Genomic DNA, 22,976 nt, shown 5'->3' with positions numbered 1-22,976 from the left:
ACGCCTGTCATCCGCAGCCGCCCGCGTGCCCGTCGTCGGTGGCGCGGGCGCCGTCTCCGACGGCGGTGGGCGTCGGCTCCGGCAGGGCGTGGGCGGGCGGAGCGTCCGCGCGCAGGTGCGCGGCGAACCCGGGCAGCCGGTCCAGGCCCCAGTAGCGGCTGAAGCCGTGCACGAAGAACGGGACGCCGAACACCCCGTCGGCGCAGATGTCCTGGAGCGCCCGTACCCCGCGTCGGCGCAGCTCCGGGTCGTCGCAGGCGCCCGCCAGGGCGTCCGGGTCCAGGCCCAGTTCGGCGCCGAGCCCGGCGATCACCGCGCGGTCGCAGATGTCGCGGCCCTCCTCCCAGCGGGTGCGGTACGCGGCGGCGATGTAGCGGGCTCCGTACTCGGGCCCGGCGTCCCGGGCGACGAGGTACGCCAGGTGGGGCACCTCCCACACCGGCTTCCGGTCGACCGGCCACGTCATGGCGAGCCCGCGCTGCTTCACCAGCCGCCCCACGTCCTGGAGGACGTACAGGTGCTTGGCGCGGGACATCGGGGTGTACGGGAAGGAGCCGCCCGCCTCGGTGAGGAGCCGCTCGCTGGTCGCGTCGGGTTCGAAGAAGGGCCGCCACTCGACGGCCTCGACGATGTCCGGGTACCGGTCGAGGAGTTCACGGTAGGCGAGCCAGGAGTACGGGCTGCGCAGCGAGAAGTAGAAACGCGGAGCCCTGGCGGCACCGCGGCCGCGGCCACGGGTCGCAGCCGTGGGTGCCATCACAGCACCAGCCCGCCGTCGACACCGAACACCTGCCCGGTGATGTACGAGGCGCGGTCCGACGCGAGGAACGCGACGAGGTCGGCGACCTCCTCCGCGCGGCCGAACCGGCCCATCGGGATGCGCCGGGCGAGCGCGTCGCCCGCGCCGTCGGACAGCGTGGCCGTCATGTCGGTCTCGATGAAGCCGGGCGCGACGGTGTTGACGCGGATGCCGCGCGGGGCGACCTCCTTGGCGAGCGCCTTGGAGAAGCCGATGATGCCGGCCTTGGACGCCGAGTAGTTGGTCTGGGTGGCGTTGCCGTACACGCCGGCCACGGACGACATGGTGACCAGCGTGCCGGCGCGGCGCTTCATCATGGCGAACACGGCGGCCCGGCACACGTGGTACGTGCCGTCGAGGTTGACGCGCAGCACTTCCTGCCAGGACGTCTCGTCGATGAGGACGAGCGGGTTGTCGCGGACGATGCCGGCGGAGGAGACGACCGTGTGGACCGGCCCCAGCTCCTTCTCCGCCGCTTTGACGAACGCCTCGGCCTCGGACTGTCGCGCCACGTCGACGCGCCGGGCCAGTACGGCGGCACCCGCGGCCTCGGCCTCCTTGGCCACGGCCTGGGCCGCCGCCTGGTCGGACCGGTAGCAGAACGCCACGTCGTAGCCGTCGGCGGCGAGCCGGGTGACGACGGCGCGTCCGATGCCCCGGGAGCCCCCGGTCACCAGCGCGACCGGCCGGTTGTGTTCCTCTGCGGACATCATGCCCTCTCGTCGGTTGTGGGGATGGGTGCGGGCGGGGCCGAGGGGGTCGGCGCCGTCGCGGCGGTCAGCACGTCCGCGTCGCGCAGCGCCAGCGTCACCTGGCCGATCTCCAGGACGGGCGCGCCGTCGACGGTGCTGCGGCCGGTCACGAGGAACGTGTCGCCGAGGTCGCGCTCCACCCTGACCTCGTGGGCCAGGACGGAGCCCGGGTACACCGGTGCCAGGGCTCGCGCGTCGCGGACCTGGGAAAGGAGCACGACCCTGCCCTTGCGTACGTCGGGGTTGGGCTCCTCCCAGCAGGCCAGCGCCACGGCGCACTGCGCCCAGGACTCCAGGAGCAGGCCCAGCGGATAGGCGCAGTCCTCCTCGGCCGGCTCCTCGCCGAGCCGCCCGTAGCCGGGTTCGGCGACGGTGACCGCCTTGTGGGCGACCAGTCGGCGGCGGGGCTCGACCTCCACGACGCGGTCGACGAGGAGGGCGGGGCGGCGGTGCGGGATGACCGCCATGACGCGGGCGGTGTTCATCGGGGCTGCTCCTGGGTGCTGTGGTCGGGGGCCGGGGCCGACATGCGCAGTCGGATACGGGCGGCGGGGCGGCCGTCGGCCAGGACGTCGGCGTCGGTGCGTACGCCGTCCTCGTCGTGCGCGAGACGTGCCTCGACGAGGATCTCCTCGCCGGGGCGCACGGGGCTGAGGAAACGGGCCCGTTCGACGACGGCGGGCCGGTCGCGGGGTGCGCCGAGGGCGCCGATGACGAGGTCGTGGACGTACTGGACCAGGCCGAACCCGGGCACCAGCGGGAAGCCGGGGTAGTGGCCTTCGAGGAACGGGTCGCCCGCGTCCACGGTCACCGTGCCACGTACGGTGACATTCACGGGGCGACCGGCCTCACCGGCCGCGAGGGCCGACTCCCGCTCCACGTCGACGATGGTCAGAGCCTGTTCGAGCATCATGGTCGGTTCTCCTCGGACGGTCGTACGGTCACGGTGTCCAGGGCCCATGGCGCACCCGCGCGGCCTGCGGCCGAGAGTCGGGGCGAGGCCGTGAGTCGGGGCGAGGGCGAAAGTCGGGGCGAGGGCGGCACCGCGGGCCCGCCCGCACCTCCCCGCGGTGCCCGAACCGCGCGGCACCATGGCCATGCGCCTGCCACCAGGGCCGCTCGAAGAGCGCTTGAGTGGTGCGGTCCGCGCCTCACGAACGGGCTCGTGCCTGGTCGGCCGGGTCGGCCTGACCGGCCTGGCGGCCGGTCAGGAGCCGTCAGAAACGCTTTAGGCACCCAGGACGGCGACGCCCACCGTGCCGTCCCGGTCGATACCCGTGGCCAGCGCCACCTCACCCGGCGCCGGTTTCGACTCACCGGCCGCGGCCAGCAGCGCCGCCAGCTGGAAGCCGCCCGCAGCGGCCGAAGCGTCGCCCAGCAGGGGGCGGCACCGCAGCCACCGCGGCTGTGCGCCGTCGGGCAGGGCGGCCCGTACGGCCTCCTCCTCGCCCGGCGTGCCGAGCGGCGCGACGAGGCGCACGTCCCGCGGGTCCGCGCCCGCGTCCGCGAGGGCGGCGGTCACGCAGGCGGTGAGCGCGTGGCCGGCGTCCGCCGGGTCCTGATAAGCCCGGAACCGGGTGCCGAGCAGTGTGGCGAGGGGCGTGCGCCCGGCCGCCTCGGCCTCGGCGGCGGGCTCCAGCAGCCAGGCCGCGCCGCCCTCTCCGAGCGGCGGCCTGCCGTCGGCGCTGTCGCCCGCCGCGTGCCACTCGAGCCACGCGCGCTGGGTCGAGTACTCCTCGGCGGCCCCGCACAGCACCCGGGCGCAGTGCCCGCCGCGCAGCAGCCGCGCGGCGTAGCCCAGGGCGAGGAGCCCGGTCAGCCAGCCCCCCGCGATGGTGGTGTTGGGGCCCTTGATGCCGTGCCAGATGGCGCTCTGCCCGGCGGCCCGGTTCATCACGGTGTTCGGGAACCGCGCCGGGTCCACCAGGTAGGGGCGGTCCCCGGTGAGCGAGTCGCGCGTGAAGTCCATGATGCTCTGGACGCTTCCGGATCCGGTGCCCAGGACGAGGCCGACGCGCTCGGGCCGGTCGAGCAGCCCCGGCCCGGCCGCGTCGAGGAGCTGCGCCACCGTGCTCACCGCGAGCGCGGTGACCCGGTCCATGGTGCGGGTGCCCTTCTTGCCCAGCGCGGCGGCGGCGCTGAACTCCGGGACCAGGGCGCCCTGTTCGTACGGCCCGGGGTGGGCCTCGCGGTCGAGGGGGGTGACCGCGCCGGTGCCGGCCGCCAGCCCGGCGCGGAAGGCGTCCGCGCCGGTGCCGAACGGGGAGACCGCGGACCACGCGGTCAGCACCAGCGCCCCCACCGCCCCGCCCGCGGCGGGGCTCGTCGCGTCGAGTGCGGCCGGGGCGGTCATGCCGTGCCCCGGCCCGCCGTCGTTCCGGACTTGCCGTTCAGAGCGTTCAGCAGGCGGTCGTCGAAGTCGACGAGGCTCCAGTCGCGGCGGTTCTCGATGACGGCCCAGCCGTGGGTGATACGGCCCGTGGAGGTCGGCACGAGGTGGCCGTCGCGCAGCACGTAGGTGTCCTGGCGGGAGGTGTAGGTGAAACGCTTGAAGACGTTCTCGACGGTGTAGACGGTGTAGAGGGTCTCCTCCATCTTCGCCTCGTCGAGAATCTGGATGCGGGAGTGCGGCACGACCGGGATCCAGTCCTGCTCGTCCAGCAGCGTCTTGATGGAGACGCCGCGGTCGGCGAGGAACAGGTCGACGACCTCCTCCATCTGGCGCAGGTAGCCGGACATCTGCACGCGCTCGGTGAAGTGGCAGTAGAAGTACGGCATGCGCCAGGCCCATCCGAAGGCGTTGCGCCCCTCGGTCAGCAGCTCCAGCGGGTCGGTGCCCTCCGGTACCGGGATGGGTTCCGCTCCGGGGCCGAGCCGGTCGACGACGTACGGGGCGAGCGCGGCGGGCGGCTCCTCGACGGGGTGGCCGTGCGGGTCGAGCCGCAGTTGCACGGCGACCTTGGAGACGACCGCCTTCACCGCCTCTCCGTCCCGGTCCACGGTGAACTCGACGAGGAACCGCTTGCCGTCGCCCTTCTCCTTCTCCGGGGTGGGGCGCACCACGGCATGCGCGAGGTCGTCGATGTGGAAGGCGGTGAGGATCTTGGTGTCGATGTCGGTGATGTCGACGGCGAGGCCGTGGCGCTCGTAGAGCCCGCCGGCCGGGTGCCCGTGCTGCCGAAGGTGGTCGTAGACGGCTTCCTCGACCATGTAGTTGACGTGCTTGAAGCCGATCCAGGTGCAGATGTTGGAGCCCTCGTAGCGGGGCCGGATGTCCAGCCGGGTCACGCCGTCCGGGCCGGCGGTCGTGCTGTTCGTCATGACGTCTCCAGGTCGTGAAGGTCGGAGAGGAGGTGGGTGCGCAGGAAGTGGTTCACGAGCCGGGTGACCGGCCCGGGCTGCTCGACCATCGGGAAGTGGCGGCAGCCGGCGAGGAGTTCGAACCGGGCACCCGGGGTGCCGGCGGCGAGGGCCCGACCGTCCTCGGGCCGTGCCGCGATGTCCTTCTCGCCGGACAGCACGAGCAGCGGGGCGCGGATCGCCCCGAGGTCGAGGAACGGCGAGCGCAGATAGGTCTCGAAGAACCGCATCCAGCCGTACGGGCCGATCTGGTCGCGCAGCCGCAGCGCCATCCAGTCGCGGTGGACCTTGGGGTACTTGCCGGTCTCACCGACCTCCAGCGCCTCTTCGAAGACGCGGTGGAAGTCGTTGAGGTAGTAGGAGATCACCGACCAGTCGAAGTCGCGCGGACTGGACCGGTGGAAAGGGCTGATCAGCACGGTGGGGCGGGGTGGGACGCGATCGGCGGCGTACGCCTCGGTGAGCAGGTTGGCGGCGTACGAGTGGGCGACCACCGCCTCGTACCGGTCGTCGACGAGGTCGACGAGGAACCGCACCGGGTCGGGCAGGGAGCCCCACCCGTCGCTGTCGGCCATGGCCCTCCACGGCAGGTCGACGTCCCACAGCTCCAGGGAGTCGTCCGCCCTCTCCACGAGGCGGTCCCACACGGTGGCCTTGCCCCCCAGTCCGTGCAGCAGCAGGACTCTGCGGCCGCCGCCGGTGCGGGCGGCCCGGCGCAGCCGCGGCGCACCGGCCAGGTCCGCGCCCGGCGCGCTCGCGATCGTACGGACGCTCATGCCGGGGCACCGCCGGTGGCGCGGTCCGGCGCGGCCGGTGAGGTGCCCGCCCCGCCCGTACCGCCGCCCTCGTACCGTCCGACGATCAGTACGGCGTTGTTGCCGGCGAAGGCGAGGGCGTTGTTCTGCACGATCCGCACGTCGGCGGGGCGTGCCTCGTTGGGCACCGGGTCCAGGCCGCAGTCGGGGTCGGTCCGCCGGTGGTTGATGGTCGGCGGGATGAACCCCTCGGTGACGGCGAGAGCGCACGCGGCCGTGGCAAGGGCGCTGGCGGCGCCCATGGTGTGGCCGAGCATCGACTTGATGGACACGGTGGGGGGCGGCTCGGGGAACACCTGGCGGATGGCCCCGGCCTCGGTGACGTCGTTGGCCTGGGTGCCGGTGCCGTGCGCCGAGATGAAGTCGATGTCCTCGGGCTTCACTCCGGCGTTGCGGTGGGCGAGGTCCATGCAGGCGGCGAGGCTGTCCCTGTCCGGGGCGACCGGGTGGTGGGCGTCGCAGTTCAGCCCGTACCCGAGGACCTCGGCGTAGATGCGGGCGCCGCGCGCCAGCGCGGAGTCGAGGCTCTCCATGAAGAGGACTCCGGCGCCCTCCCCGGTGAGGATGCCCTGGCGGTCGACGTCGAACGGCTGGCACACCTTCGGTGCGATGGTGCCCAGCCGGTAGAAGCCGGTGAAGGTCTTGCGGCAGACCGCGTCGGCGCCGCCGGCGAGAGCCACCTCGGTCTCGCCTGTCCGGATGGCGTCGAAACCGGAGCCGATGGCGTAGTTGCCCGCCGCGCAGGCGGTCGGGATGGTCACGGCCTCGACGTCGGTGAGGGCCAGTTCGCGCACCACGCTGCTGGAGAGCAGCCCGGCCGACGAGCGTCGCGCCACGACCGGGTCGAGCCGCTCCGGCCCGTCCGCCAGCTGCCGCTCCATCAGGACGTCGAGGTCGTGCGACTCGCCGTCCGTGGTGCCGATGGCGACGAGGGCGCGGCGCTCGCGCAGCGCCTCGACGTCCACGCCCGCGTCGGCGACGGCCATACGGGCCGCCGCGACGGAGAACTGACTGGCCCGGCCGAGCTCGTCGGGGTCGATGTGCTCGATCCACTCGGCCGGGTCGAAGTCGGCTATCTCGCAGCCGTTGGCGTGGGCGTAACCGGACGTGTCGAAGGACGTGATCGGCTTGACGCCGCTTCGGCCCGTCCGGAGCCCGGCGAGGAATGCCGCCGGCCCGGTTCCGATGCTGGTGACGACGCCCAGCCCGGTGATGACGACCCGGCGCGGTGTCCGGTGCTCACTGTTCACCACTGTCTCCCGTCTGTCCTGTCCGCACACCCGGCCGGAGCGCCTACTTCGCTGCCAGTCCCTCTTCGACGACAGCCACGACACCGTCGAGGTTGACCATGCGGGTCAGCTCGGCCTGGTCGATCTCGATGCCGAACTCGCGTTCCAGGGAGGAGAGGATCTCGATGGCGCCGAGGGAGTCCGCGCCGTGGTCCTCCTTGAAGAGGCTGGTGTCGGTGACGTCGGCGACCTCGATCTCGAGGATTTCGCAGACGATCTCCTTGATCTGTGCGCGCTGCTCGGCGGTGACGATGGCGGTGCTGGGCATGACGCCTCCAGTGCGATCGTTGGGTTGAGTGGGTGTCTTCGGCGAATGCCAGAAGTCTGTTGGGGGGCGCTGACCGGGAGCTGACCGGTGGCTGACGCCGTGGGGCGCCCCGACGGGGACGCTCAGCTCGCGAGGGAGTCGATGGTGCGTCGCCCCCCGTACGCACCGGCCGCCCCGCCCGAGTCGAGGATCGGGTCCCCGGCCAGCACGGCGCGATGGAGCCGCTGGAGCCGAGGGGACGGCTCGATACCGAGGCTCCCGGTGAGCCGGGTGCGCAGGGTGGTGTACGCGGACAGCGCCTCGGAGGGGCGGCCCGCTCGGCAGAGGGCGACCATGCGCAGGGCGTACAGACCCTCGTGGAGCCCGTGGCGGCCGGTGAGGACGGCGAGTTCCGGCAGCAGCTCGGTGTGCAGTCCCATGCCGAGTTCGATGTCTATGCGCCGCTCCAGGATGCCGAGGCGGCCCTCCTCCAGCCGCACACGCTCCAGTTCGAGCAGGGTTCCGGTCCGTACGTCGGCGAGGGCGGGGCCCTGCCAGATGTCGAGGGCCCGCCGGAACGCGGCGACGGCCCTCTCCTGGTCCCCCGCGTCGAACGCGGCCTGCCCCTGGGCGGCGACCCGGTCGTATTCCTGGGCGTCGACCGTCCCGGGCAGCATCCTCAGCTGGTAGCCGCCGTGCTGGTACAGCAGGATCTCCTTGGCGACCATCCCGCTGCGGTCACCGAGCGACCCGCTGATGAGCCTGCGCAGATGGAGGATGTAGGTCTGCAGGGTCGTCGACGCACTGCGCGGAGGACCGTCGTCCCAGATCTCCTCCATCAGCATGGGCACGGGCACGGCCCGGTTGGCGTGCAGGGCCAGCAAGGCGAGCAGTTGCCGCTGCTTGGCAGCGCGCGGCATGATCGGCGTGCCCGCCGACTTGGCGTCGAGCGGCCCCAGCAGGCTGATCTCCATGGCGACTCCAGGTCGTTCAGTCGGGTGACCCTACGACCGTGGCATCCGGTCCGCGCGCGGCCCAGTGCCGACGTCCTCGATCCAAGGTGAGCCGCTCATCCGACCGACCATGAAATATTCAGGCCCGGCGATTCCGGGTGGCGTCCGACCACGGCGCCCAGAACCTGACCCACACCCGGGCGACCATGAGCCGTTGTGTACACCACCGTCATCACCCGGCGCGGCAAGCAGGTCGCCGGCGTGGTGTCCATCGAGGTGCCGCGCAAGTAGCGGGAGTGGGAAGAGCGCGAGATCAACCGGATCAGCGACGAGAGCATGGCCAACCCGGCACCCGGCATCCCTGTCGAGGACATCATGAGGGGACGCCGACGCGCCGTGAGTGAGTACCGCGCAGTCTTCCGGCCCGAGGCTCGGGCCGAGCTCCGCAAGGTCCCGCGAGACATGGCTCTTCGCGTTCCGGCCAAGCTGACCGAGCTGGAGACCGACCCGCTGAGCGCTCTGCCGTCACGAGCGAGCCCGACCCCAGGACCCGCGTGGTTGACGGACCGTCGAGGGGTGCGGGCCGCATGGCGTTGTGCAAGACCTCCCGGCAGCGGTGCCATACGCGAGGCACGAGGCGCCACAGGCGTTGCCCGTCGTCTTGATCGGCTTGTGACCGAGCCGGCACGGAACCTCGTGGATCGGCTCTCGTTCCTCGTGCTCGCGGTCCGGATCAGAATGCCGGCGCGGCTTGCCCCTGCCGCTGTCCCTGACTGCGTGCCTTGAGCAGCGCGTCCCGTAGGCGGTTGTGGGTCATGGCCAGGCAGGCGTGCACCGCGCCGCGTGCTACCGAGAGTCCCAGAACCTGGGAGACGGTCGTGATCCGGGGGACGGCCGGCAAGGTCTGTTCGAGTCGCTTGCGTACCTCGGGGAGCACCTCGTCCACCAAGGGGAGCAACCGGCCGACGAAGTAGACGGATTCGGGATCGAGTGTCACGGCGACGATGCTCACGGCTGTCGTGACCGCCGTCGTGAACGCCTTGGCTGTCGCCGCACGGGCTCGATGGTCCTGAGGTGCCAGCCACAGGTCCTCGACGCGTTCGATGTCCAGTCCGTGTTCACGAGCGAGCTTCACAAGCCCCGCGGTGCTCAGCAGCCCGTTGAGGGTGCGGTCGTCGATGCCCGAGGGGAGGGAACCTATGTCGCCGAACGCAGGAGTACGTCCGCGAGCCAGTTCCTGGTCCCTGCAGGTGGCGAAATTCAGGGTGCTGCTGACGCTGAACAGGGCAGCGTCATGGACGCTCGCGTCGTCCGTGAGCACCTGGAGCAAGGACGCGTTCGCGTCACTGTCGAAGGTCACCGGAGCGTCGACGAGCTTTTCAACGGTTCGGTGGAGATCTCTGCCGGAGAGGATTCCCATCGGATCGGCAGGCCGAAAGACCTCGGCGCCGTCGCGGACATGGGCGGGCAGTGCCACGACGACCTGGCGCAGTGGCCCTCGCGCGGATGCGCTGGTCTGCGCGATCAGGTCGACCAGCCACCGGCCCGCGGCGGGAACCTCGTGGTGCTCGACCGTCGGAACGATCACCTGTCCGATCTCACGGCCGCGTAGGTCGGTCACCAGCACGCCGGTGGTCACGGCGCCGAAGCCGACCCCCACGACGTGTCCGGCCGTCTCGGGCACATCCAGGTAGGTCGACGGACGGCCACGCCCGGCAACGGCGTCGACTCCCCCGTCCACGACGAACCCGTCAGAGCGCAGCTCCTCGACGGCCCGCGACACCGTCGCCTTGCTCAACCCCGTGAGCTCGATGAGCTTGTTCCGGGTCAACGGCGCATGGGAGAGAACCACGTCAAGGACACTCGCCTTGTTGTAGTCGCGCGGTGTGGGGTTGATGCTGCTCACCTCATGACCTTAGCGAGACCGGGGTGTCACCTTGGCGGCGCCGCTCAAGCTGTGTCATGGCGGGTGCTCAGCAAGCGGGCCACGACCTCCTCCATGGCGACGGCCATCGCCCGCTCCACGTTGACCCAGTCGTCTCTGGCGTGCTCGAGCAGGTAGTCGCGACGCTCGGGCACTCGTTCCGCGCGCCAATGGGTGACCAGCGCGCGAAGTGTGAGGCGTGCCAGCGCGGCAACAGGCAGGAGCGGGAGTTCGGTGTCCTTGATCGGCCGGGCCCGCTCGTATCCCGCGACGAAGCCGCATGCCTCACGCCAGGGGTCCCCCGGTGTCCGGCCGAGAAGGTTCGCGAGAGACACAGCGGGATCGAAGATCAGAGCACTGCGCATGCTGTCACCGAAGTCGATCACTCCTGTGACGTAGCTGTCCGCCCGCGGATCCACCAGCACGTTGTAGGGGCTGTAGTCACCATGGATCACTTGGGTTTCGAGATCACCCAGCCTCGGAACAACGGCCTCGTGGAAGAGGCGGAACACTTCTTGAGCCAGCCGACGGTGCGCGGCGCCGGGCGTGTACTCGACGAGCTCACGCAGCTGGTCGAAGTGCCGAAGGTCCCACACAAGGTTCCGCTCGTCCGCCGGATGCCTGAATGACCGCAGAGCCAGATCCACTCGCCCGAGCATCTGCCCGGCCTTGGCAAGCTGGTGGGGATCGGGGTTCGTCCGCGCCAGGACGGCACCTTCGACGAAGTCGAAGACGCGCAGGACTCGAACGCCGTCTTTCGTCTCGATCGGTACGCTGTCGCCGCCTTCGGTGGTCTCCTTGACCCGCTGGACGGGGAGATGAGGAGCTTCGGTCTCGAGGTGGCGCATCACAGCCGTCTGCAGAGCCACGACAGCTACCGCCTCGTCGGGCGGGGAAACCTTGACGAGATGGTCGGCCGTGCCGGTCCGCAGCCGGAACGTGTCGTCCTTCTCGGTTGCCAGCCGCTCGAGATGTCCGCTCAGCCGGTAGTGCCGGGCCAGCAGGGCGTCCACCACGTTCGTCTCGATGGGCTCGTGGGACGATGCCAGGCCGCTCTCCTCGAACAACTGCTGGGCGATACGTGCGGGGGGCGTGGCGTTCACCATTCGTTCCCTTCGGCTTTCGGCCTGCTACAGGCGCGTCTCGGCGATCTCCGCGAAGGTCTCGAGGAACCGCGTCACGTCGGCCGAGTCGAAGGCCAGCGGCGGTCGGATCTTGAGCACATTGACTGCTTCCCCGGTGCCGCTGATGAGGACGCGGCGCTCGCGCATGTCGTTGATGACGTCGTCGGCGAGGACACGATCGGGCTCCAGCGACTCCCGGTCCTTCACGAGTTCGACGCCCACGTACAGACCACTGCCGCGGACCTCCGCGACGTGGGGAGACTCGCGAGTGATCTCCTCAAGGCCGGCTCGAAGGGCCCTGCCGTTGTCGAGAACTCGCTGCCGAACGTCCTCCGCTTCGAAGACGTCCAGCACCGCGGCACCGGCGGCAACCGCGATCGAACTGCCCGCGAAGGTGTTGAAGTAACGGACATTCCGCCCGAACTCGTCGCACACCTCGGGCCTGAACACCACGCCGGAGATCGGCATGCCATTGCCCATGGGCTTGCCCATCGTGACGATGTCCGGAAGCACCCCATGACGGCTGAACCCCCACATCGACTCTCCGAGCCGGGCGAATCCCGACTGGACCTCGTCGGCGATGTACACGCCGCCCGCGGCGTGCACCTCCTCGACCATGTCACGCAGGTAACCGACGGGATCGGTGAAGATGCCGTCGCTGGAGTGCGCGCAGTCGGTGATCAGCGCCGCAAGCCTGTAGCCGTGGCGCTCGAGGTCGTCGATCGCGCCGCGCACCTGGCTCCGCATGTGGTCGGGAAGCGAGGAACCCGGCGGGACGAGTCGCGGATCGGGAGCATCGATGACCCGCACGTTCGGCCCGAGCGGCGACCCCGCGCCGAGCGTCGGCGAGAAGCTCGCGACCTCACGGGTGAGACCGTGGTAGGCCCAGCGAGTCACTACGATTCCCTCGCCGCCGGTGTGGAAGCGAGCCACGCGCATGGCCAGGTCGTTCGCCTCCGACCCACTGCACGCGAAGCTGACCCTCGAGAGCGCTTCGGGCATGGTCGCGAGAAGGCGCTCGGCGTAGTCGACGAGTGATTCCTGCACATAGCGCGTGTTGGTGTTGACCGCCGCCATCTGGCGGGACACCGCCTCGACGACGTGCGGGTGCGCGTGACCGACGCACGGCACATTGTTGTAGGCGTCAAGGTAGTCGTTGCCGTCCGCGTCGAACAGGTGAGCGCCCCGGCCGGAGACGAACTCGACCGGCTCCCGGTAGTTCAGCGCGTAACCAGGGCCCAGCACGCTGTTTCGCCGCTTGACGAGGGACTGCAATCGCCCAGGCAGTTCACCGAGCGCTGCGGGGTCGAACCTGTTGGGGTAGTTGGCCAGCGCTCTACTCGGCGTGGAAGTCATCAGCAGATCCCCTCCTTCGTGGCTTGCATCTCGTCGCGGCTGCTTCAGTGGCAGCATACCAGCTTTCGTTTCAGTTCCAACCTGAAACTTAATGGCTCCCTAGATCGGTCACCTCGGTTGACGACCTGGGTTAACGCCGATAAGTTATCGCCACTAACCAGGATGGGAGTGGCTGTGACCACACTTGGAGCCGAAGACGTCTACGCGCTCGCGCCGTATGCCAAGACGCTCGGAGTCGAGTTCGAGGAGATGTCGGAAGTCAGCGTTCAGGCCAGACTGACGCACGACTTCTCCCTTTCAACGGTGGGCGGCGGCCTCCACGGAGGGGCGTTGATGGGGCTCGCAGATGTGTGTGCCGCCGTGTGCGCCGCCCTCAACGGTCCAGCCGGCGCCGCACCGGCCACCGTGGAGTCGAGCACGCATTTCCTTCGGCCCGCGCGCACGAGCGTCGTTGCGACAGCTCGTCCCTTGCGCCTGGGGCGCAACACCGTCATCGAGGTCGACATTCATGACGACAAAGGTGAACTCTGCGCCCGGGTGACCCAAGTGGTCACCACCATCAAACCGAAGACATCTTGATGCCTGGCGACACACCGCCACGAAGGCTCGCATTCTCATGACCGGTACCCGAGTTCGCGCCGCCAAGGGCCAGGGCGGTCTGCTCCGAGACCAGCTTCTCGACATCGCCGATCAGCTACTGGAAGGCGGTGGCGCCGACGCCCTGACGATTCGTGCGGTAGCGGCACGTGCGGGAGTCAGCCCGCCGGCCGTCTACCTCCACTTCGCCTCGAAGAGGGAACTCGTCCATGCGACGTGCCTGCGCGTGTGGAGCTCACTGTTCACCGAGTTGGAAGCGGTGTCCCGGGAGATCTCGGACCCTGTGACGGCGCTCTATGAAACCTGCGTCGCCTACATCGCGTTCGGACTTCGCCATCCTTCCCAGTACCGACTGGTGATGGCCGGTGAGGCCACCGAGGCCAGCCGCCAGAACGAAGACGAATGCTTCCGCTATTTCCGGGACAAGGTCGCAGCCTGTGTTGACGCCGGAGTACCTGTCACGAGCAAGACCGAAACCTCCAGAGTGTTGTGTGCCAGCGTGCACGGGGCGGTTTCTCTTCTGATCCACCAAGAGCATGATGCATGGCCTCCAGACAGCGACTGCTACGTCAGACGGGCGGCGTCCTCAGCCGTCCACGGCGCTCTTCTCACTGCATCCCACGCGGTCAGACCGTCGATAGCCGGCGTGATGCGGTCGGGCTGAACAACGGGCGCCAAACCGCGCCACTGGCGTCACCGGCCGGTGAGGAAGGCGGTGGCAACAGCGGTGTCGAAGCCGGCCGCCGCGCCAACGCCGGTCCCGCGGGGCAACCAGGAGTCAGCCCCAAGTCAGCACGGGTACGCCGAAGGGGCCAGACTCACCAGAGCCTGACCCCTTCTGGCCTGCACACTTGACGCATCACCTAGCGCACAGTGAGCAGCGGTCACACATTGAACCGGAACTCGACGACATCCCCGTCCTGCATGACGTAGTCCTTGCCCTCCATGCGGGCCTTGCCCTTGGCGCGGGCCTCGGCGACGGAGCCGGTTTCGACGAGGTCGGCGAAGGAGATGACCTCGGCCTTGATGAAGCCCTTCTGGAAGTCGGTGTGGATGACACCGGCGGCCTCGGGGGCGGTGGCGCCCTTCTTGATGGTCCAGGCGCGGGATTCCTTGGGGCCGGCCGTGAGGTAGGTCTGCAGGCCCAGGGTGTCGAAGCCGACGCGGGCGAGGGTCGCGAGCCCCGGCTCCTCCGCGCCGACCGACTCCAGCAGCTCCATCGCGTCCGCCTCGTCCAGCTCGGCGAGGTCCGCCTCCAGCTTGGCGTTGAGGAAGATCGCCTCGGCGGGGGCCACCAGGGCACGCTGCTCGTTCTTGAAGTCCTCGTCGGTCAGCTCGTCCTCGTCGACGTTGAAGACGTACAGGAACGGCTTGGTGGTGAGCAGGTGCAGGTCGTGGAGGAGCTCCTCGTTGCCGGAGCCCTGGACGATGCCCTGGGAGAAGAGGGTGTCGCCCTTCTCCAGGATCTCCTTGGCGGCCTCGACGGCGGCGACCTTCGGCGCGATGTCCTTCTTGATGCGCGACTCCTTCTGGAGACGCGGCAGGACCTTCTCGATGGTCTGGAGGTCGGCGAGGATCAGCTCGGTGTTGATCGTCTCGATGTCGTCCTTGGGCGAGACCTTGCCGTCGACGTGGACGACGTTCTCGTCCTGGAAGGCGCGGATGACCTGGCAGATCGCGTCCGACTCGCGGATGTTCGCGAGGAACTTGTTGCCGAGGCCCTCGCCCTCGCTGGCGCCGCGCACGATGCCCGCGATGTCGACGAAGTCGACGGTCGCCGGAAGGATCTTCTGCGAGCTGAAGATCTCGGCCAGCTTCGTCAGGCGCTCGTCCGGGACGCCCACGACGCCGACGTTCGGCTCGATCGTGGCGAACGGGTAGTTGGCCGCCAGCACGTCGTTCTTGGTCAGGGCGTTGAACAGGGTCGACTTGCCGACGTTGGGCAGACCGACGATTCCGATCGTGAGCGACACGTTTGCGACTTCCCGTACGTAGAAGGGCCAGGCGGCCGGGGGGCTGGAGCGGCGGGCCGGGGACCTGAGGCCTGTCCGGCGGATCGTGCCCCAGCGGCCGGAGGGCCGGCCGATCCCCCAGTTTACGGCGTGTCGGCACCCGGCCCGGCGTGGTATCGAACGCTTGGCCAACGTCCGCCGAACGGCGTGTCTGTAAACGCATTCGGCACATTAACCGACCTAAGTTGGACGAGTGGAGCAGCAGCAAAGGACGTATCCCCCGCACGCCTCTCGGACCGGGCCGCAGCGCGGCACCCCGCCCCTCCCCCCACAGGCGGGCAGAGAGGGCCGGCGTCCCGGCGCGGGCGTGACGCGTCGTGCTCCGGTCGCGCGCGGGCCCGTACCACCGCCGGTCCGAGCCGTGCGGCGCGTCGCGCGGGCCGTGCGCGGGATGCCGAACCCACGCCTCACCGGGCTGGGCTGCGGGCTGTTCTGCGGGGTGTCGATGTTCGCGCTGGCCGGCCTCGACCGGCTGCTGTTCGGTGCGTCCGACACCCTGTACGGAATACTGTTCCTGCTGGTCAGCGCCTTGAGCGCGGTGTGGGTGGGGCGCGATGACCTGGCGAGCGCCCCGGTCGTCGTGCCGATCGCCTTCGCGGCCGGTCTGCCTCTGATCATCGTGGGCGAGGGCGGGCTCGGCGATCATCTGATGGCCCTGGTCACCGCCCTCGCCATGCAGGCGGGCTGGCTGTACGGCGGCACTCTCGTCGCCGGGCTCATCGTGACCGTACGCAAGCTCCGGCTCATGGCCCGCCGGGCGGCCGAACGGGAGGTGGAGCGCCGGCGGGAACGGGAGCGGCAGCGGGTCTGTGGGCAGGCCAAGGTCCGGGCACCCGGCGCCCAGGCCCGCCCCCCGTACGACCGCCGCCCGGTCCGCCCCCGGGCCCCGATGCCCCCGGCCCGGTCCGGCCGGACGGTCCCCCGGAGTTCCTAGCCGGCCTTCGCCGCTCGCATCGCCGCGCCCACGATGCCCGCGTTGTTCTGCAACTGGGCCGGGACGATCTCCGCCTGGATGCCCTCGATGAGGGGGAGGAACTTCTGGGACTTGCGGCTGACGCCGCCGCCGATGATGAAGAGCTCGGGCGAGAAGAGCATCTCGACGTGGGCGAGGTACTTGGTGACCCGCTTGGCCCAGTGCTCCCAGGTCAGCTCGTGGTCGTCCTTGGCCTTGGTGGAGGCGCGGGTCTCGGCGTCGTGGCCGTGCAGCTCCAGGTGGCCCAGCTCCGTGTTCGGGACGAGGACGCCGTCGGAGAAGACGGCGCTGCCGATGCCCGTGCCGAAGGTGAGCAGGATGACCGTGCCCTGGCGGTCGCGCCCGGCGCCGAACTGCACCTCGGCGACGCCCGCCGCGTCCGCGTCGTTGACCACGGTCACCGGCAGGCCGCCGAGCCGGTCACCGAGCAGGGCGCGCGCGTCGACGTCGATCCAGCTCTTGTCGACGTTGGCCGCCGTACGGATCGTGGCACCGCCGGTGACCACGCCGGGGAAGGTGATGCCGACCGGGCCGGTCCAGCCGAAGTGGTCGACGACCTCCTTGACCCCGTCGGCCACCGCGTCGGGCGTCGCCGGGTGCGGGGTCAGTACCTTGTGCCGCTCGTCCGCCAGGTCGCCCAGGTCCAGGTCCACGGGAGCGCCCTTGATCCCCGAACCACCGATGTCCACGCCGAAGATGTGCATGGCCCTACGTTACGTCGTACGACTGACAGTCACGGCGCCGAGGTACCCGGCCACCGCCGGGGGCCGGAATCCTCACGGCCTCGGACGCGTACGGCCCCGGAACCTTCACGTTCCGGGGCCGTACGCAGGTGTTCAGAAGGTCAGGCGCCCTGGCCGGTGCGCTCGGCGACCAGGGCGGCCGCCTCCTCGCGCAGGTCGCGGCGCAGCTCCTTGGGCAGCGAGAAGGTGATCGACTCCTCGGCGGCCTTGACCAGTTCGACGTCCTCGTAGCCGCGCTGGGAGAGCCACTCCAGGACCTCCTCGACGAGGACCTCCGGCACGGAGGCGCCCGAGGTGACGCCGACGGTCTCCACGCCCTCCAGCCAGGCCTCCTCGATCTCGCTCGCGAAGTCCACGAGGTACGCCTCGCGGGAGCCGGCGAGCTTGGCGACCTCGACGAGCCGGACCGAGTTGGAGGAGTTGCGGGAGCCGACCACGATGACCAGCTCCGCCTCTGCGCCCATCTGCTTCACGGCGAGCTGGCGGTTCTGTGTGGCGTAGCAGATGTCGTCGCTGGGCGGGGAGACGAGCAGCGGGAACTTGTCCTTGAGGGCGCCGACCGTCTCCATCGTCTCGTCGACGGAGAGGGTGGTCTGGGAGAGCCAGACGACCCGGGAGGGGTCGCGGACCTCGACCTTGTCGACGTCGCCGGGGCCGTCGACCAGCTGGATGTGGTCCGGCGCCTCGCCCGAGGTGCCGATGACCTCTTCGTGCCCCTCGTGCCCGATCAGGAGGATGTCGAAGTCCTCGCTCGCGTACCGGATCGCTTCCTTGTGGACCTTGGTGACCAGCGGGCAGGTCGCGTCGATGGTGGCGAGCTTGCCGCGCGCCGCCTCGTCGTGGACGGTCGGGGCCACGCCGTGCGCCGAGAACATGACGATGTTGCCCTCGGGGACCTCCTCCGTCTGCTCGACGAAGATGGCGCCCTTCCTCTCCAGCGTCTGGACGACGTATTTGTTGTGGACGATCTCGTGGCGGACGTAGATCGGGGCCCCGTACTTCTCCAGGGCCTTCTCGACGGCGATCACTGCGCGGTCGACACCCGCGCAGTAGCCGCGCGGGGCGGCGAGGAGGACACGGCGGCGGCCAGGCGAAGCGGTCATGTCCTCCATCGTAGGGGGTTCGTCGGCGGGGGCTTCGCCGACCGAGAGCGCGTCAGGAGGAGGGGTGCCTGTGTGTCGGCGGCCGCGGGTGGGTGGGGGCTGGTCGCGCGGTTCCCCGCGCCCCTGAAAGGCGACGGGCCCGCGGGCCGAAAAGCAAGGGGCGCAGCCCCTGCTTTTCAGGGGCGCGGGGAACTGCGCGAGCAACCACGACGCGCCCTCAGCCGCCGACGCACCCGAACCCCCGAGCTGAGAGGCGGCCTTGTCCGTACCCCCCGCTACCCTCGGCCGCATGGCTCTCAACACATCCGCCGAATCCCCCCTCCCCGTCGGCGAGGTCTCGCGCCTCATCGGCGGCTGGATCGACCGGCTCGGCGCGGTGTGGGTGGAGGGGCAGATCACGCAGCTGTCGCGGCGGCCGGGCGCGGGCGTCGTCTTCCTCACGCTGCGGGACCCGTCGCACGACATCTCCGTGAGCGTGACCTGTTTCCGGCAGGTGTTCGACGCGATCGCGGACGTCGTGAGCGAGGGCGCCCGGGTCGTCGTCCTGGCGAAGCCCGAGTGGTACGCGCCGCGCGGCCAGCTGTCGTTGCGGGCCACCGAGATAAGGCCGGTCGGGGTCGGTGAACTGCTGGCCCGGCTCGAGCAGTTGAAGAAGTCCCTGGCGAGCGAGGGGCTGTTCGCGCCGGAGCGGAAGAAGGCGCTGCCGTTTCTCCCGCAGCTGATCGGGCTCGTGTGCGGCCGGGCCTCCGCGGCCGAGCGGGACGTGCTGGAGAACGCCCGGCACCGCTGGCCGGCCGTCCGCTTCGAGGTGCGCAATGTCGCCGTACAGGGTGTGCACGCGGTGCCGCAGGTCGTGCAGGCGGTGAAGGAGCTGGACGCGCTGGAGGGCGTGGACGTCATCATCGTGGCGCGCGGCGGCGGCAGTGTGGAGGACCTGCTGCCGTTCTCCGACGAGCAGCTCGTGCGGGCGGTCGCGTCCTGTCGTACGCCGGTGGTGTCGGCGATCGGCCATGAGCCCGACACCCCGCTGCTGGACTATGTGGCGGACCTGCGGGCGTCCACGCCGACCGACGCGGCCAAGAAGGTCGTGCCGGACGTCGGCGAGGAGTACGAGCGGGTGCGGTGGCTGCGGGACCGCGCGCGGCGGTGTGTGGAGGCGTTCGTGGACCGGGAGGAGCGGGGCCTCGCGCACGCTCTCGCGCGCCCCTCGATAGAGGATCCGCACCGCATGATCGACGAGCGTGCCGACCATGTGGCCGCGCTGCTCGACCGGGGCCGCCGCTGCCTCGGACACCATCTGGACCGGGCCGCCTCGGAGTTGACGCACACGCACGCGCGCGTGGTGGCCCTCTCCCCCGCGGCGACGCTCCAGCGGGGGTACGCGGTGCTGCAGAAGACCGACGGCCATGTGGTCCGCGCGCCCGGCGAGGTCACGTCGGAGGAGCCGTTGCGGGCGCGGGTGGCCGAGGGCGAGTTCGTCGTCCGGGTCGACGGGACGGGGACAGTCCAGGAGGCAGGGACAGTCCACGAGGCCGGGACTGTCCACGAGACGGGGACTGTCGGAGGGGACGCATAAGGTGGGCCGCATGACCAGCAACGTGAGTGAGGCCGGCGGGACCACCGAGGCCACCGGGGCCTCGGAGGCCGACCGCGCCCTCGGGTACGAGCAGGCGCGGGACGAGCTGATCGAGGTCGTCCGCCGCCTGGAGGCGGGCGGTACGACGCTGGAGGAGTCCCTCGCCCTGTGGGAGCGCGGTGAGGAGCTGGCCAAGGTGTGCCGCCGCTGGCTGGACGGCGCACGGGCGCGGCTGGACGCGGCGCTGGCGGAGGACGACGCCGCCGAGGCCGGCGACGGGGACGACTGAGCGCCACGGGGCACTGTGAAGCGGATCACCCAGCCTCACATTTGATTGAACCTTGAACTTTCCTGGCGTACCTTCGGAGCCGTAAACCGCACATCTTCCGAAGGTTGCCTGATGTCCCTCGTTCTTGACCCCACTGCCCAGGACCTGCTGTTCCGCGAGGCCCACACCGCCAACACGTTCACCGACGAGCCGGTGACCGAGGAGCAGGTGCAGGCGATCTACGACCTGGTCAAGTACGGCCCGACCGCCTTCAACCAGACCCCGCTGCGCATCGTCCTCGTCCGTTCCGCCGAGGCCCGCGAGCGTCTGGTGCCGTACATGTCCGAGGGCAACCAGGCCAAGACGGCCTCCGCCCCGCTGGTCGCGATCCTCGCCGCGGACAACGAGTTCCACGAGGAGCTGCCGGCCCTGTTCCCGGCGTTCCCGCAGGCCAAGGACCTCTTCTTCGCCGAGCGCCCGGCCCGTGAGTCCGCCGCCGGGATGAACGCCGCCCTCCAGGCCGCGTACTTCATCATCGGCGTCCGCGCCGCCGGCCTGGCCGCCGGCCCGATGACCGGCTTCGACTTCGCCGGTGTCCAGAAGGAGTTCCTGGACGACGACCACACCCCGCTGATGGTCGTCAACATCGGCAAGCCGGGCGAGGGCGCGTCCTACCCCCGCTCCCCGCGTCTGGGTTTCGACGAGGTCGTCACCACGGTCTGAGCAGTCCGCGCGAGTCGTGACGAAGGGCCCCGGCGGCGACGCCGGGGCCCTTCGTCACGTCCACGTCATGCGCGTTCACCCGAAATCGACGTCGAAGCGGCTCACGTCCCGCACGGGCTCACGTCCCGCGAGGTCACTCCGTCTTCAGCGACTCGGCCATCTTCGTCAGCCGGTCGAACGACGCCGAGCCCGCGACCACGGTCGTGGAGCCCTCGCTCTCCAGGACCAGGGCGTCATAGCGCTCGCCCTCGTACCGGGTCCAGGTCGCGTCGCCGATCTTCTGGGTGGTCTCGGTCTTCCTCGCGTCCTGGGTGGCGTCCGGAATGAACCGGGACGGCTTCTCGGCGGACTGCTCGACCGCCACGTACTGACCTTCGGGGTCGTGGAACCCGAGGTGCCAGTGGTCGGACTCGTCGCCGCGGAAGCGGACGGACGTGGCTTTCCAGGTGTCGGGCAGGCCCTCGGGCGCGGCCACCGGGTACGAGGCCGCGCGGCGCGCCGTCAGCAGTTCGACGCGGTAGTCGACACGCTTGAGCTCCTGCTCGGTCTCGTCATGCGGGATGAAGAGATAGATGACCCATGCCGCCAGCACGATGAGCCCCAGGGAGAGGACCATGTCGCGAACGGTCTGCTTGCCTTTCATACCTGCCACGCCCTCATCGTCGCAGGTGCACTGGTCTGCTCATCCGTGGGGTCCCCTGCTCATTCTGTCGGACTGACGATAGAGTCGAGCGGAACCCTCATCCGGCCGTCGTCGTATCAGAAAGGTGCGCTCCGATGACCGAGAACCATCATCTGCCGTCCGAGCTCGAAGTCCCCTCCGAGGCCCCCGACCGCAACCTCGCCCTGGAGCTCGTACGGGTGACCGAGGCGGCCGCGATGGCCGCGGGCCGCTGGGTCGGCCGCGGCGACAAGAACGGGGCGGACGGGGCCGCCGTGCGGGCCATGCGGACCCTCGTCTCCACCGTGTCGATGAACGGCGTCGTCGTGATCGGGGAGGGCGAGAAGGACGAGGCCCCGATGCTCTTCAACGGCGAGCGCGTCGGTGACGGCACCGGCCCCGAGTGCGACATCGCCGTGGACCCGATCGACGGTACGACGCTGACGGCCAAGGGCATGACCAACGCGATCGCCGTTCTCGCGGCGGCCGACCGGGGCACGATGTTCGACCCGTCGGCCGTCTTCTACATGGACAAGCTGGTCACCGGGCCCGAGGCGGCGGACTTCGTCGACATCGACGCGCCGGTGTCGGTGAACATCCGCCGGGTCGCCAAGGCGAAGCGGTCCACGCCGGAGGACGTGACGGTCGTCATCCTCGACCGGCCGCGCCACGAAGGCCTCATCGAGGAGATCCGGGAGACCGGGGCGCGTATCAAGCTGATCTCGGACGGTGATGTCGCGGGCTCGATCCTGGCGTTGCGCGAGGGCACCGGCGTCGACATGCTGCTCGGCGTGGGCGGTACGCCCGAGGGGATCATCTCGGCCTGCGCGGTGAAGTGTCTCGGCGGCACCATCCAGGGCAAGCTGTGGCCGAAGGACGACGCGGAGCGGCAGCGGGCGGTCGACGCGGGGCATGACCTCGACCGGGTGCTGACGACCGATGACCTGGTGTCCGGGGAGAACGTGTTCTTCGTGGCGACCGGTATTACGGACGGGGAGTTGCTGCGCGGGGTGCGGTACCGGTCGGAGACCGCCACCACCGACTCGATCGTGATGCGGTCGAAGTCGGGGACGGTGCGGCGGATCGATTCGACGCACCGATTGAGCAAGTTGCGGGCCTACAGCTCCATCGACTTCGAAAAGGCCAAGTAGGCGGCCGGTGGACTGAAGGGGTGGGGAGTTCGCCGCGTGGTCGGCCGCGGGATCGTTGTGGCTTGTCGCGCGGTTCCCCGCACCCTGGAAGGGTCGCCGCCCCTCCAACGCCGACAGGGCGCCCTCTTGTGCGGAGAGGGTGCCCTGTCGGATGGGTGTGTCGGCGTCAGCCCGCCGCGGCTATCGTCCCGTTCGTCCGTGCCGCCTTCTTCAGTTCCAGGTCTCGGCGGCGCCTGCGGGCCAGCACCACGCGGCGTTCGGCTGCTGTCAGGCCGCCCCAGACTCCGTAGGGCTCTGGTTGCAGGAGTGCGTGTTCTCGGCACTCGACCATGACGGGGCAGCGGGCGCAGACGCGCTTGGCGGCTTCTTCTCGGGAGAGCCGGGACGCGGTGGGCTCCTTGGAAGGGGCGAAGAACAGTCCGGCCTCGTCACGCCGGCACACGGCCTCCGTGTGCCACGGGGCGTCCTGATCCCTGTCGCGCACTGGCACCCGCTGGGGCGGAACAGCAGCGACCTGCAGGGACGAATGCGGCGGATGCAGCACGGTCTA

At 70.2% G+C, this 22,976-nt stretch carries 25 protein-coding genes and 2 pseudogenes; 9 read left to right on the top strand and 18 right to left on the bottom strand.

What is annotated here, in order from left to right:
* Positions 1-7 precede the first annotated feature (7 nt).
* The 10 genes from ACWD26_RS35885 to ACWD26_RS35840 form a co-directional block, all read right to left on the bottom strand.
* Positions 8-757 (bottom strand): DsbA family protein, encoded by a 750-nt coding sequence (locus ACWD26_RS35885; protein WP_451276492.1) that lies wholly within the window; start codon positions 755-757, stop codon positions 8-10.
* A complete protein-coding gene (gene fabG, locus ACWD26_RS35880) occupies positions 757-1,512 on the bottom strand; it encodes a 3-oxoacyl-[acyl-carrier-protein] reductase (RefSeq protein ID WP_451276490.1) in 756 nt (251 codons plus the stop codon). The genes ACWD26_RS35885 and fabG overlap by 1 nt, the downstream gene beginning before the upstream one ends.
* Positions 1,509-2,036, bottom strand: a complete 528-nt coding sequence (locus ACWD26_RS35875) for a 3-hydroxyacyl-ACP dehydratase FabZ family protein (protein WP_451276488.1) — start codon at positions 2,034-2,036, stop codon at positions 1,509-1,511. The genes fabG and ACWD26_RS35875 overlap by 4 nt, the downstream gene beginning before the upstream one ends.
* Entirely contained in the window at positions 2,033-2,464 is a 432-nt protein-coding gene (locus ACWD26_RS35870; protein WP_451276486.1) for a hypothetical protein, read from the bottom strand. Before ACWD26_RS35870 ends, ACWD26_RS35875 begins: the two co-directional genes overlap by 4 nt.
* A 315-nt stretch (positions 2,465-2,779) precedes the next feature.
* Positions 2,780-3,904, bottom strand: a complete 1,125-nt coding sequence (locus tag ACWD26_RS35865; RefSeq protein WP_451276484.1) for a beta-ketoacyl synthase N-terminal-like domain-containing protein — start codon at positions 3,902-3,904, stop codon at positions 2,780-2,782.
* A complete protein-coding gene (locus tag ACWD26_RS35860) occupies positions 3,901-4,872 on the bottom strand; it encodes a hypothetical protein (protein ID WP_451276482.1) in 972 nt (323 codons plus the stop codon). The genes ACWD26_RS35865 and ACWD26_RS35860 overlap by 4 nt, the downstream gene beginning before the upstream one ends.
* Positions 4,869-5,687, bottom strand: a complete 819-nt coding sequence (locus ACWD26_RS35855) for an alpha/beta fold hydrolase (RefSeq protein WP_451276481.1) — start codon at positions 5,685-5,687, stop codon at positions 4,869-4,871. Before ACWD26_RS35855 ends, ACWD26_RS35860 begins: the two co-directional genes overlap by 4 nt.
* Positions 5,684-6,976: a beta-ketoacyl-[acyl-carrier-protein] synthase family protein gene (locus ACWD26_RS35850; RefSeq protein ID WP_451276479.1), complete on the bottom strand. Its 1,293-nt coding sequence runs from the start codon at positions 6,974-6,976 to the stop codon at positions 5,684-5,686. Before ACWD26_RS35850 ends, ACWD26_RS35855 begins: the two co-directional genes overlap by 4 nt.
* A gap of 43 nt (positions 6,977-7,019) precedes the next feature.
* Positions 7,020-7,283, bottom strand: coding sequence for an acyl carrier protein (locus tag ACWD26_RS35845; protein ID WP_451276477.1), 264 nt, complete (start codon positions 7,281-7,283; stop codon positions 7,020-7,022).
* A 122-nt stretch (positions 7,284-7,405) separates the two neighbouring features.
* Positions 7,406-8,236 (bottom strand): AfsR/SARP family transcriptional regulator, encoded by an 831-nt coding sequence (locus ACWD26_RS35840; protein ID WP_451276475.1) that lies wholly within the window; start codon positions 8,234-8,236, stop codon positions 7,406-7,408.
* Positions 8,237-8,431: 195 nt separating this feature from the next.
* Between ACWD26_RS35840 and ACWD26_RS35835 the strand changes: the two are divergent.
* Together ACWD26_RS35835 and ACWD26_RS35830 are read left to right on the top strand one after the other, a co-directional pair.
* Positions 8,432-8,596: pseudogene (locus tag ACWD26_RS35835) on the top strand (type II toxin-antitoxin system prevent-host-death family antitoxin); the annotation flags it as partial.
* A gap of 15 nt (positions 8,597-8,611) precedes the next feature.
* Positions 8,612-8,728 (top strand): annotated as a pseudogene (locus tag ACWD26_RS35830) (type II toxin-antitoxin system RelE family toxin); the annotation flags it as partial.
* Between the two features lie 220 nt (positions 8,729-8,948).
* Here the strand turns inward: ACWD26_RS35830 and ACWD26_RS35825 are convergent.
* The 3 genes from ACWD26_RS35825 to ACWD26_RS35815 are packed head-to-tail and all read right to left on the bottom strand — an operon-like array spanning position 8,949 to position 12,676.
* Positions 8,949-10,121: an ROK family protein gene (locus ACWD26_RS35825; RefSeq protein ID WP_451276473.1), complete on the bottom strand. Its 1,173-nt coding sequence runs from the start codon at positions 10,119-10,121 to the stop codon at positions 8,949-8,951.
* 44 nt (positions 10,122-10,165) lie between these two features.
* On the bottom strand, positions 10,166-11,245 hold the full coding sequence (locus tag ACWD26_RS35820; protein WP_451276471.1) for a phosphotransferase: 1,080 nt from the start codon (positions 11,243-11,245) through the stop codon (positions 10,166-10,168).
* A gap of 24 nt (positions 11,246-11,269) precedes the next feature.
* Entirely contained in the window at positions 11,270-12,676 is a 1,407-nt protein-coding gene (locus tag ACWD26_RS35815) for an aspartate aminotransferase family protein (protein ID WP_451276469.1), read from the bottom strand.
* Positions 12,677-12,793: 117 nt separating this feature from the next.
* Between ACWD26_RS35815 and ACWD26_RS35810 the strand changes: the two genes are divergently transcribed.
* Together ACWD26_RS35810 and ACWD26_RS35805 are read left to right on the top strand one after the other, a co-directional pair.
* Positions 12,794-13,198, top strand: a complete 405-nt coding sequence (locus ACWD26_RS35810; protein ID WP_451276467.1) for a PaaI family thioesterase — start codon at positions 12,794-12,796, stop codon at positions 13,196-13,198.
* A 37-nt stretch (positions 13,199-13,235) separates the two neighbouring features.
* Entirely contained in the window at positions 13,236-13,880 is a 645-nt protein-coding gene (locus tag ACWD26_RS35805; RefSeq protein WP_451276465.1) for a TetR/AcrR family transcriptional regulator, read from the top strand.
* A 220-nt stretch (positions 13,881-14,100) separates the two neighbouring features.
* Here the strand turns inward: ACWD26_RS35805 and ychF are convergent, their stop codons facing one another.
* A complete protein-coding gene (gene ychF / locus ACWD26_RS35800; RefSeq protein WP_093791646.1) occupies positions 14,101-15,189 on the bottom strand; it encodes a redox-regulated ATPase YchF in 1,089 nt (362 codons plus the stop codon).
* A gap of 430 nt (positions 15,190-15,619) precedes the next feature.
* On the opposite strand from ychF, the gene ACWD26_RS35795 reads away from it, so the two are divergent.
* Complete coding sequence (locus ACWD26_RS35795; protein ID WP_451276463.1) at positions 15,620-16,162, top strand: DUF6542 domain-containing protein; 543 nt, start codon at positions 15,620-15,622, stop codon at positions 16,160-16,162.
* On the opposite strand, the gene ppgK is transcribed toward ACWD26_RS35795, so the two are convergent.
* Together ppgK and ACWD26_RS35785 are read right to left on the bottom strand one after the other, a co-directional pair.
* A complete protein-coding gene (gene ppgK / locus ACWD26_RS35790; protein WP_451276461.1) occupies positions 16,159-16,905 on the bottom strand; it encodes a polyphosphate--glucose phosphotransferase in 747 nt (248 codons plus the stop codon). The two genes, ACWD26_RS35795 and ppgK, sit on opposite strands and share 4 nt — an antisense overlap.
* A gap of 140 nt (positions 16,906-17,045) precedes the next feature.
* Entirely contained in the window at positions 17,046-18,056 is a 1,011-nt protein-coding gene (locus ACWD26_RS35785) for a 4-hydroxy-3-methylbut-2-enyl diphosphate reductase (protein WP_451276459.1), read from the bottom strand.
* A gap of 280 nt (positions 18,057-18,336) precedes the next feature.
* Here ACWD26_RS35785 and xseA point away from each other — a divergent pair, with 280 nt between their 5' ends.
* The 3 genes from xseA to ACWD26_RS35770 all read left to right on the top strand — a co-directional run bounded on the left by xseA (position 18,337) and on the right by ACWD26_RS35770 (position 20,614).
* Complete coding sequence (xseA, locus tag ACWD26_RS35780) at positions 18,337-19,623, top strand: exodeoxyribonuclease VII large subunit (RefSeq protein ID WP_451276457.1); 1,287 nt, start codon at positions 18,337-18,339, stop codon at positions 19,621-19,623.
* 10 nt (positions 19,624-19,633) lie between these two features.
* Complete coding sequence (locus ACWD26_RS35775; RefSeq protein WP_451276455.1) at positions 19,634-19,912, top strand: exodeoxyribonuclease VII small subunit; 279 nt, start codon at positions 19,634-19,636, stop codon at positions 19,910-19,912.
* Positions 19,913-20,023: 111 nt separating this feature from the next.
* Positions 20,024-20,614: a malonic semialdehyde reductase gene (locus ACWD26_RS35770; protein ID WP_451276453.1), complete on the top strand. Its 591-nt coding sequence runs from the start codon at positions 20,024-20,026 to the stop codon at positions 20,612-20,614.
* 133 nt (positions 20,615-20,747) lie between these two features.
* Here ACWD26_RS35770 and ACWD26_RS35765 read toward each other — a convergent pair whose 3' ends face one another.
* Positions 20,748-21,266, bottom strand: a complete 519-nt coding sequence (locus ACWD26_RS35765) for a DUF4245 domain-containing protein (RefSeq protein WP_451276451.1) — start codon at positions 21,264-21,266, stop codon at positions 20,748-20,750.
* A gap of 125 nt (positions 21,267-21,391) precedes the next feature.
* Here ACWD26_RS35765 and glpX point away from each other — a divergent pair, with 125 nt between their 5' ends.
* Positions 21,392-22,426, top strand: a complete 1,035-nt coding sequence (gene glpX, locus ACWD26_RS35760; RefSeq protein ID WP_451276449.1) for a class II fructose-bisphosphatase — start codon at positions 21,392-21,394, stop codon at positions 22,424-22,426.
* A 166-nt stretch (positions 22,427-22,592) separates the two neighbouring features.
* On the opposite strand, the gene ACWD26_RS35755 is transcribed toward glpX, so the two are convergent.
* On the bottom strand, positions 22,593-22,970 hold the full coding sequence (locus tag ACWD26_RS35755; protein WP_451276447.1) for a WhiB family transcriptional regulator: 378 nt from the start codon (positions 22,968-22,970) through the stop codon (positions 22,593-22,595).
* Between the last annotated feature and the right edge of the window lie 6 nt (positions 22,971-22,976).

It is taken from the genome of Streptomyces sp. NPDC002787, from assembly GCF_053592095.1.
This window is presented reverse-complemented; position numbering and strand designations above follow the sequence as displayed.

Coding starts and splice junctions, on each gene's coding strand:
- ACWD26_RS35885 (WP_451276492.1), bottom strand. CDS start 757: ATGGCACCCACGGCTGCGACCCGTGGCCGCGGCCGCGGTGCCGCCAGG.
- fabG (WP_451276490.1), bottom strand. CDS start 1,512: ATGATGTCCGCAGAGGAACACAACCGGCCGGTCGCGCTGGTGACCGGG.
- ACWD26_RS35875 (WP_451276488.1), bottom strand. CDS start 2,036: ATGAACACCGCCCGCGTCATGGCGGTCATCCCGCACCGCCGCCCCGCC.
- ACWD26_RS35870 (WP_451276486.1), bottom strand. CDS start 2,464: ATGATGCTCGAACAGGCTCTGACCATCGTCGACGTGGAGCGGGAGTCG.
- ACWD26_RS35865 (WP_451276484.1), bottom strand. CDS start 3,904: ATGACCGCCCCGGCCGCACTCGACGCGACGAGCCCCGCCGCGGGCGGG.
- ACWD26_RS35860 (WP_451276482.1), bottom strand. CDS start 4,872: ATGACGAACAGCACGACCGCCGGCCCGGACGGCGTGACCCGGCTGGAC.
- ACWD26_RS35855 (WP_451276481.1), bottom strand. CDS start 5,687: ATGAGCGTCCGTACGATCGCGAGCGCGCCGGGCGCGGACCTGGCCGGT.
- ACWD26_RS35845 (WP_451276477.1), bottom strand. CDS start 7,283: ATGCCCAGCACCGCCATCGTCACCGCCGAGCAGCGCGCACAGATCAAG.
- ACWD26_RS35840 (WP_451276475.1), bottom strand. CDS start 8,236: ATGGAGATCAGCCTGCTGGGGCCGCTCGACGCCAAGTCGGCGGGCACG.
- ACWD26_RS35820 (WP_451276471.1), bottom strand. CDS start 11,245: ATGGTGAACGCCACGCCCCCCGCACGTATCGCCCAGCAGTTGTTCGAG.
- ACWD26_RS35815 (WP_451276469.1), bottom strand. CDS start 12,676: ATGCTGCCACTGAAGCAGCCGCGACGAGATGCAAGCCACGAAGGAGGG.
- ACWD26_RS35805 (WP_451276465.1), top strand. CDS start 13,236: ATGACCGGTACCCGAGTTCGCGCCGCCAAGGGCCAGGGCGGTCTGCTC.
- ACWD26_RS35795 (WP_451276463.1), top strand. CDS start 15,620: ATGCCGAACCCACGCCTCACCGGGCTGGGCTGCGGGCTGTTCTGCGGG.
- ppgK (WP_451276461.1), bottom strand. CDS start 16,905: ATGCACATCTTCGGCGTGGACATCGGTGGTTCGGGGATCAAGGGCGCT.
- ACWD26_RS35785 (WP_451276459.1), bottom strand. CDS start 18,056: ATGGAGGACATGACCGCTTCGCCTGGCCGCCGCCGTGTCCTCCTCGCC.
- xseA (WP_451276457.1), top strand. CDS start 18,337: ATGGCTCTCAACACATCCGCCGAATCCCCCCTCCCCGTCGGCGAGGTC.
- ACWD26_RS35775 (WP_451276455.1), top strand. CDS start 19,634: ATGACCAGCAACGTGAGTGAGGCCGGCGGGACCACCGAGGCCACCGGG.
- ACWD26_RS35770 (WP_451276453.1), top strand. CDS start 20,024: ATGTCCCTCGTTCTTGACCCCACTGCCCAGGACCTGCTGTTCCGCGAG.
- glpX (WP_451276449.1), top strand. CDS start 21,392: ATGACCGAGAACCATCATCTGCCGTCCGAGCTCGAAGTCCCCTCCGAG.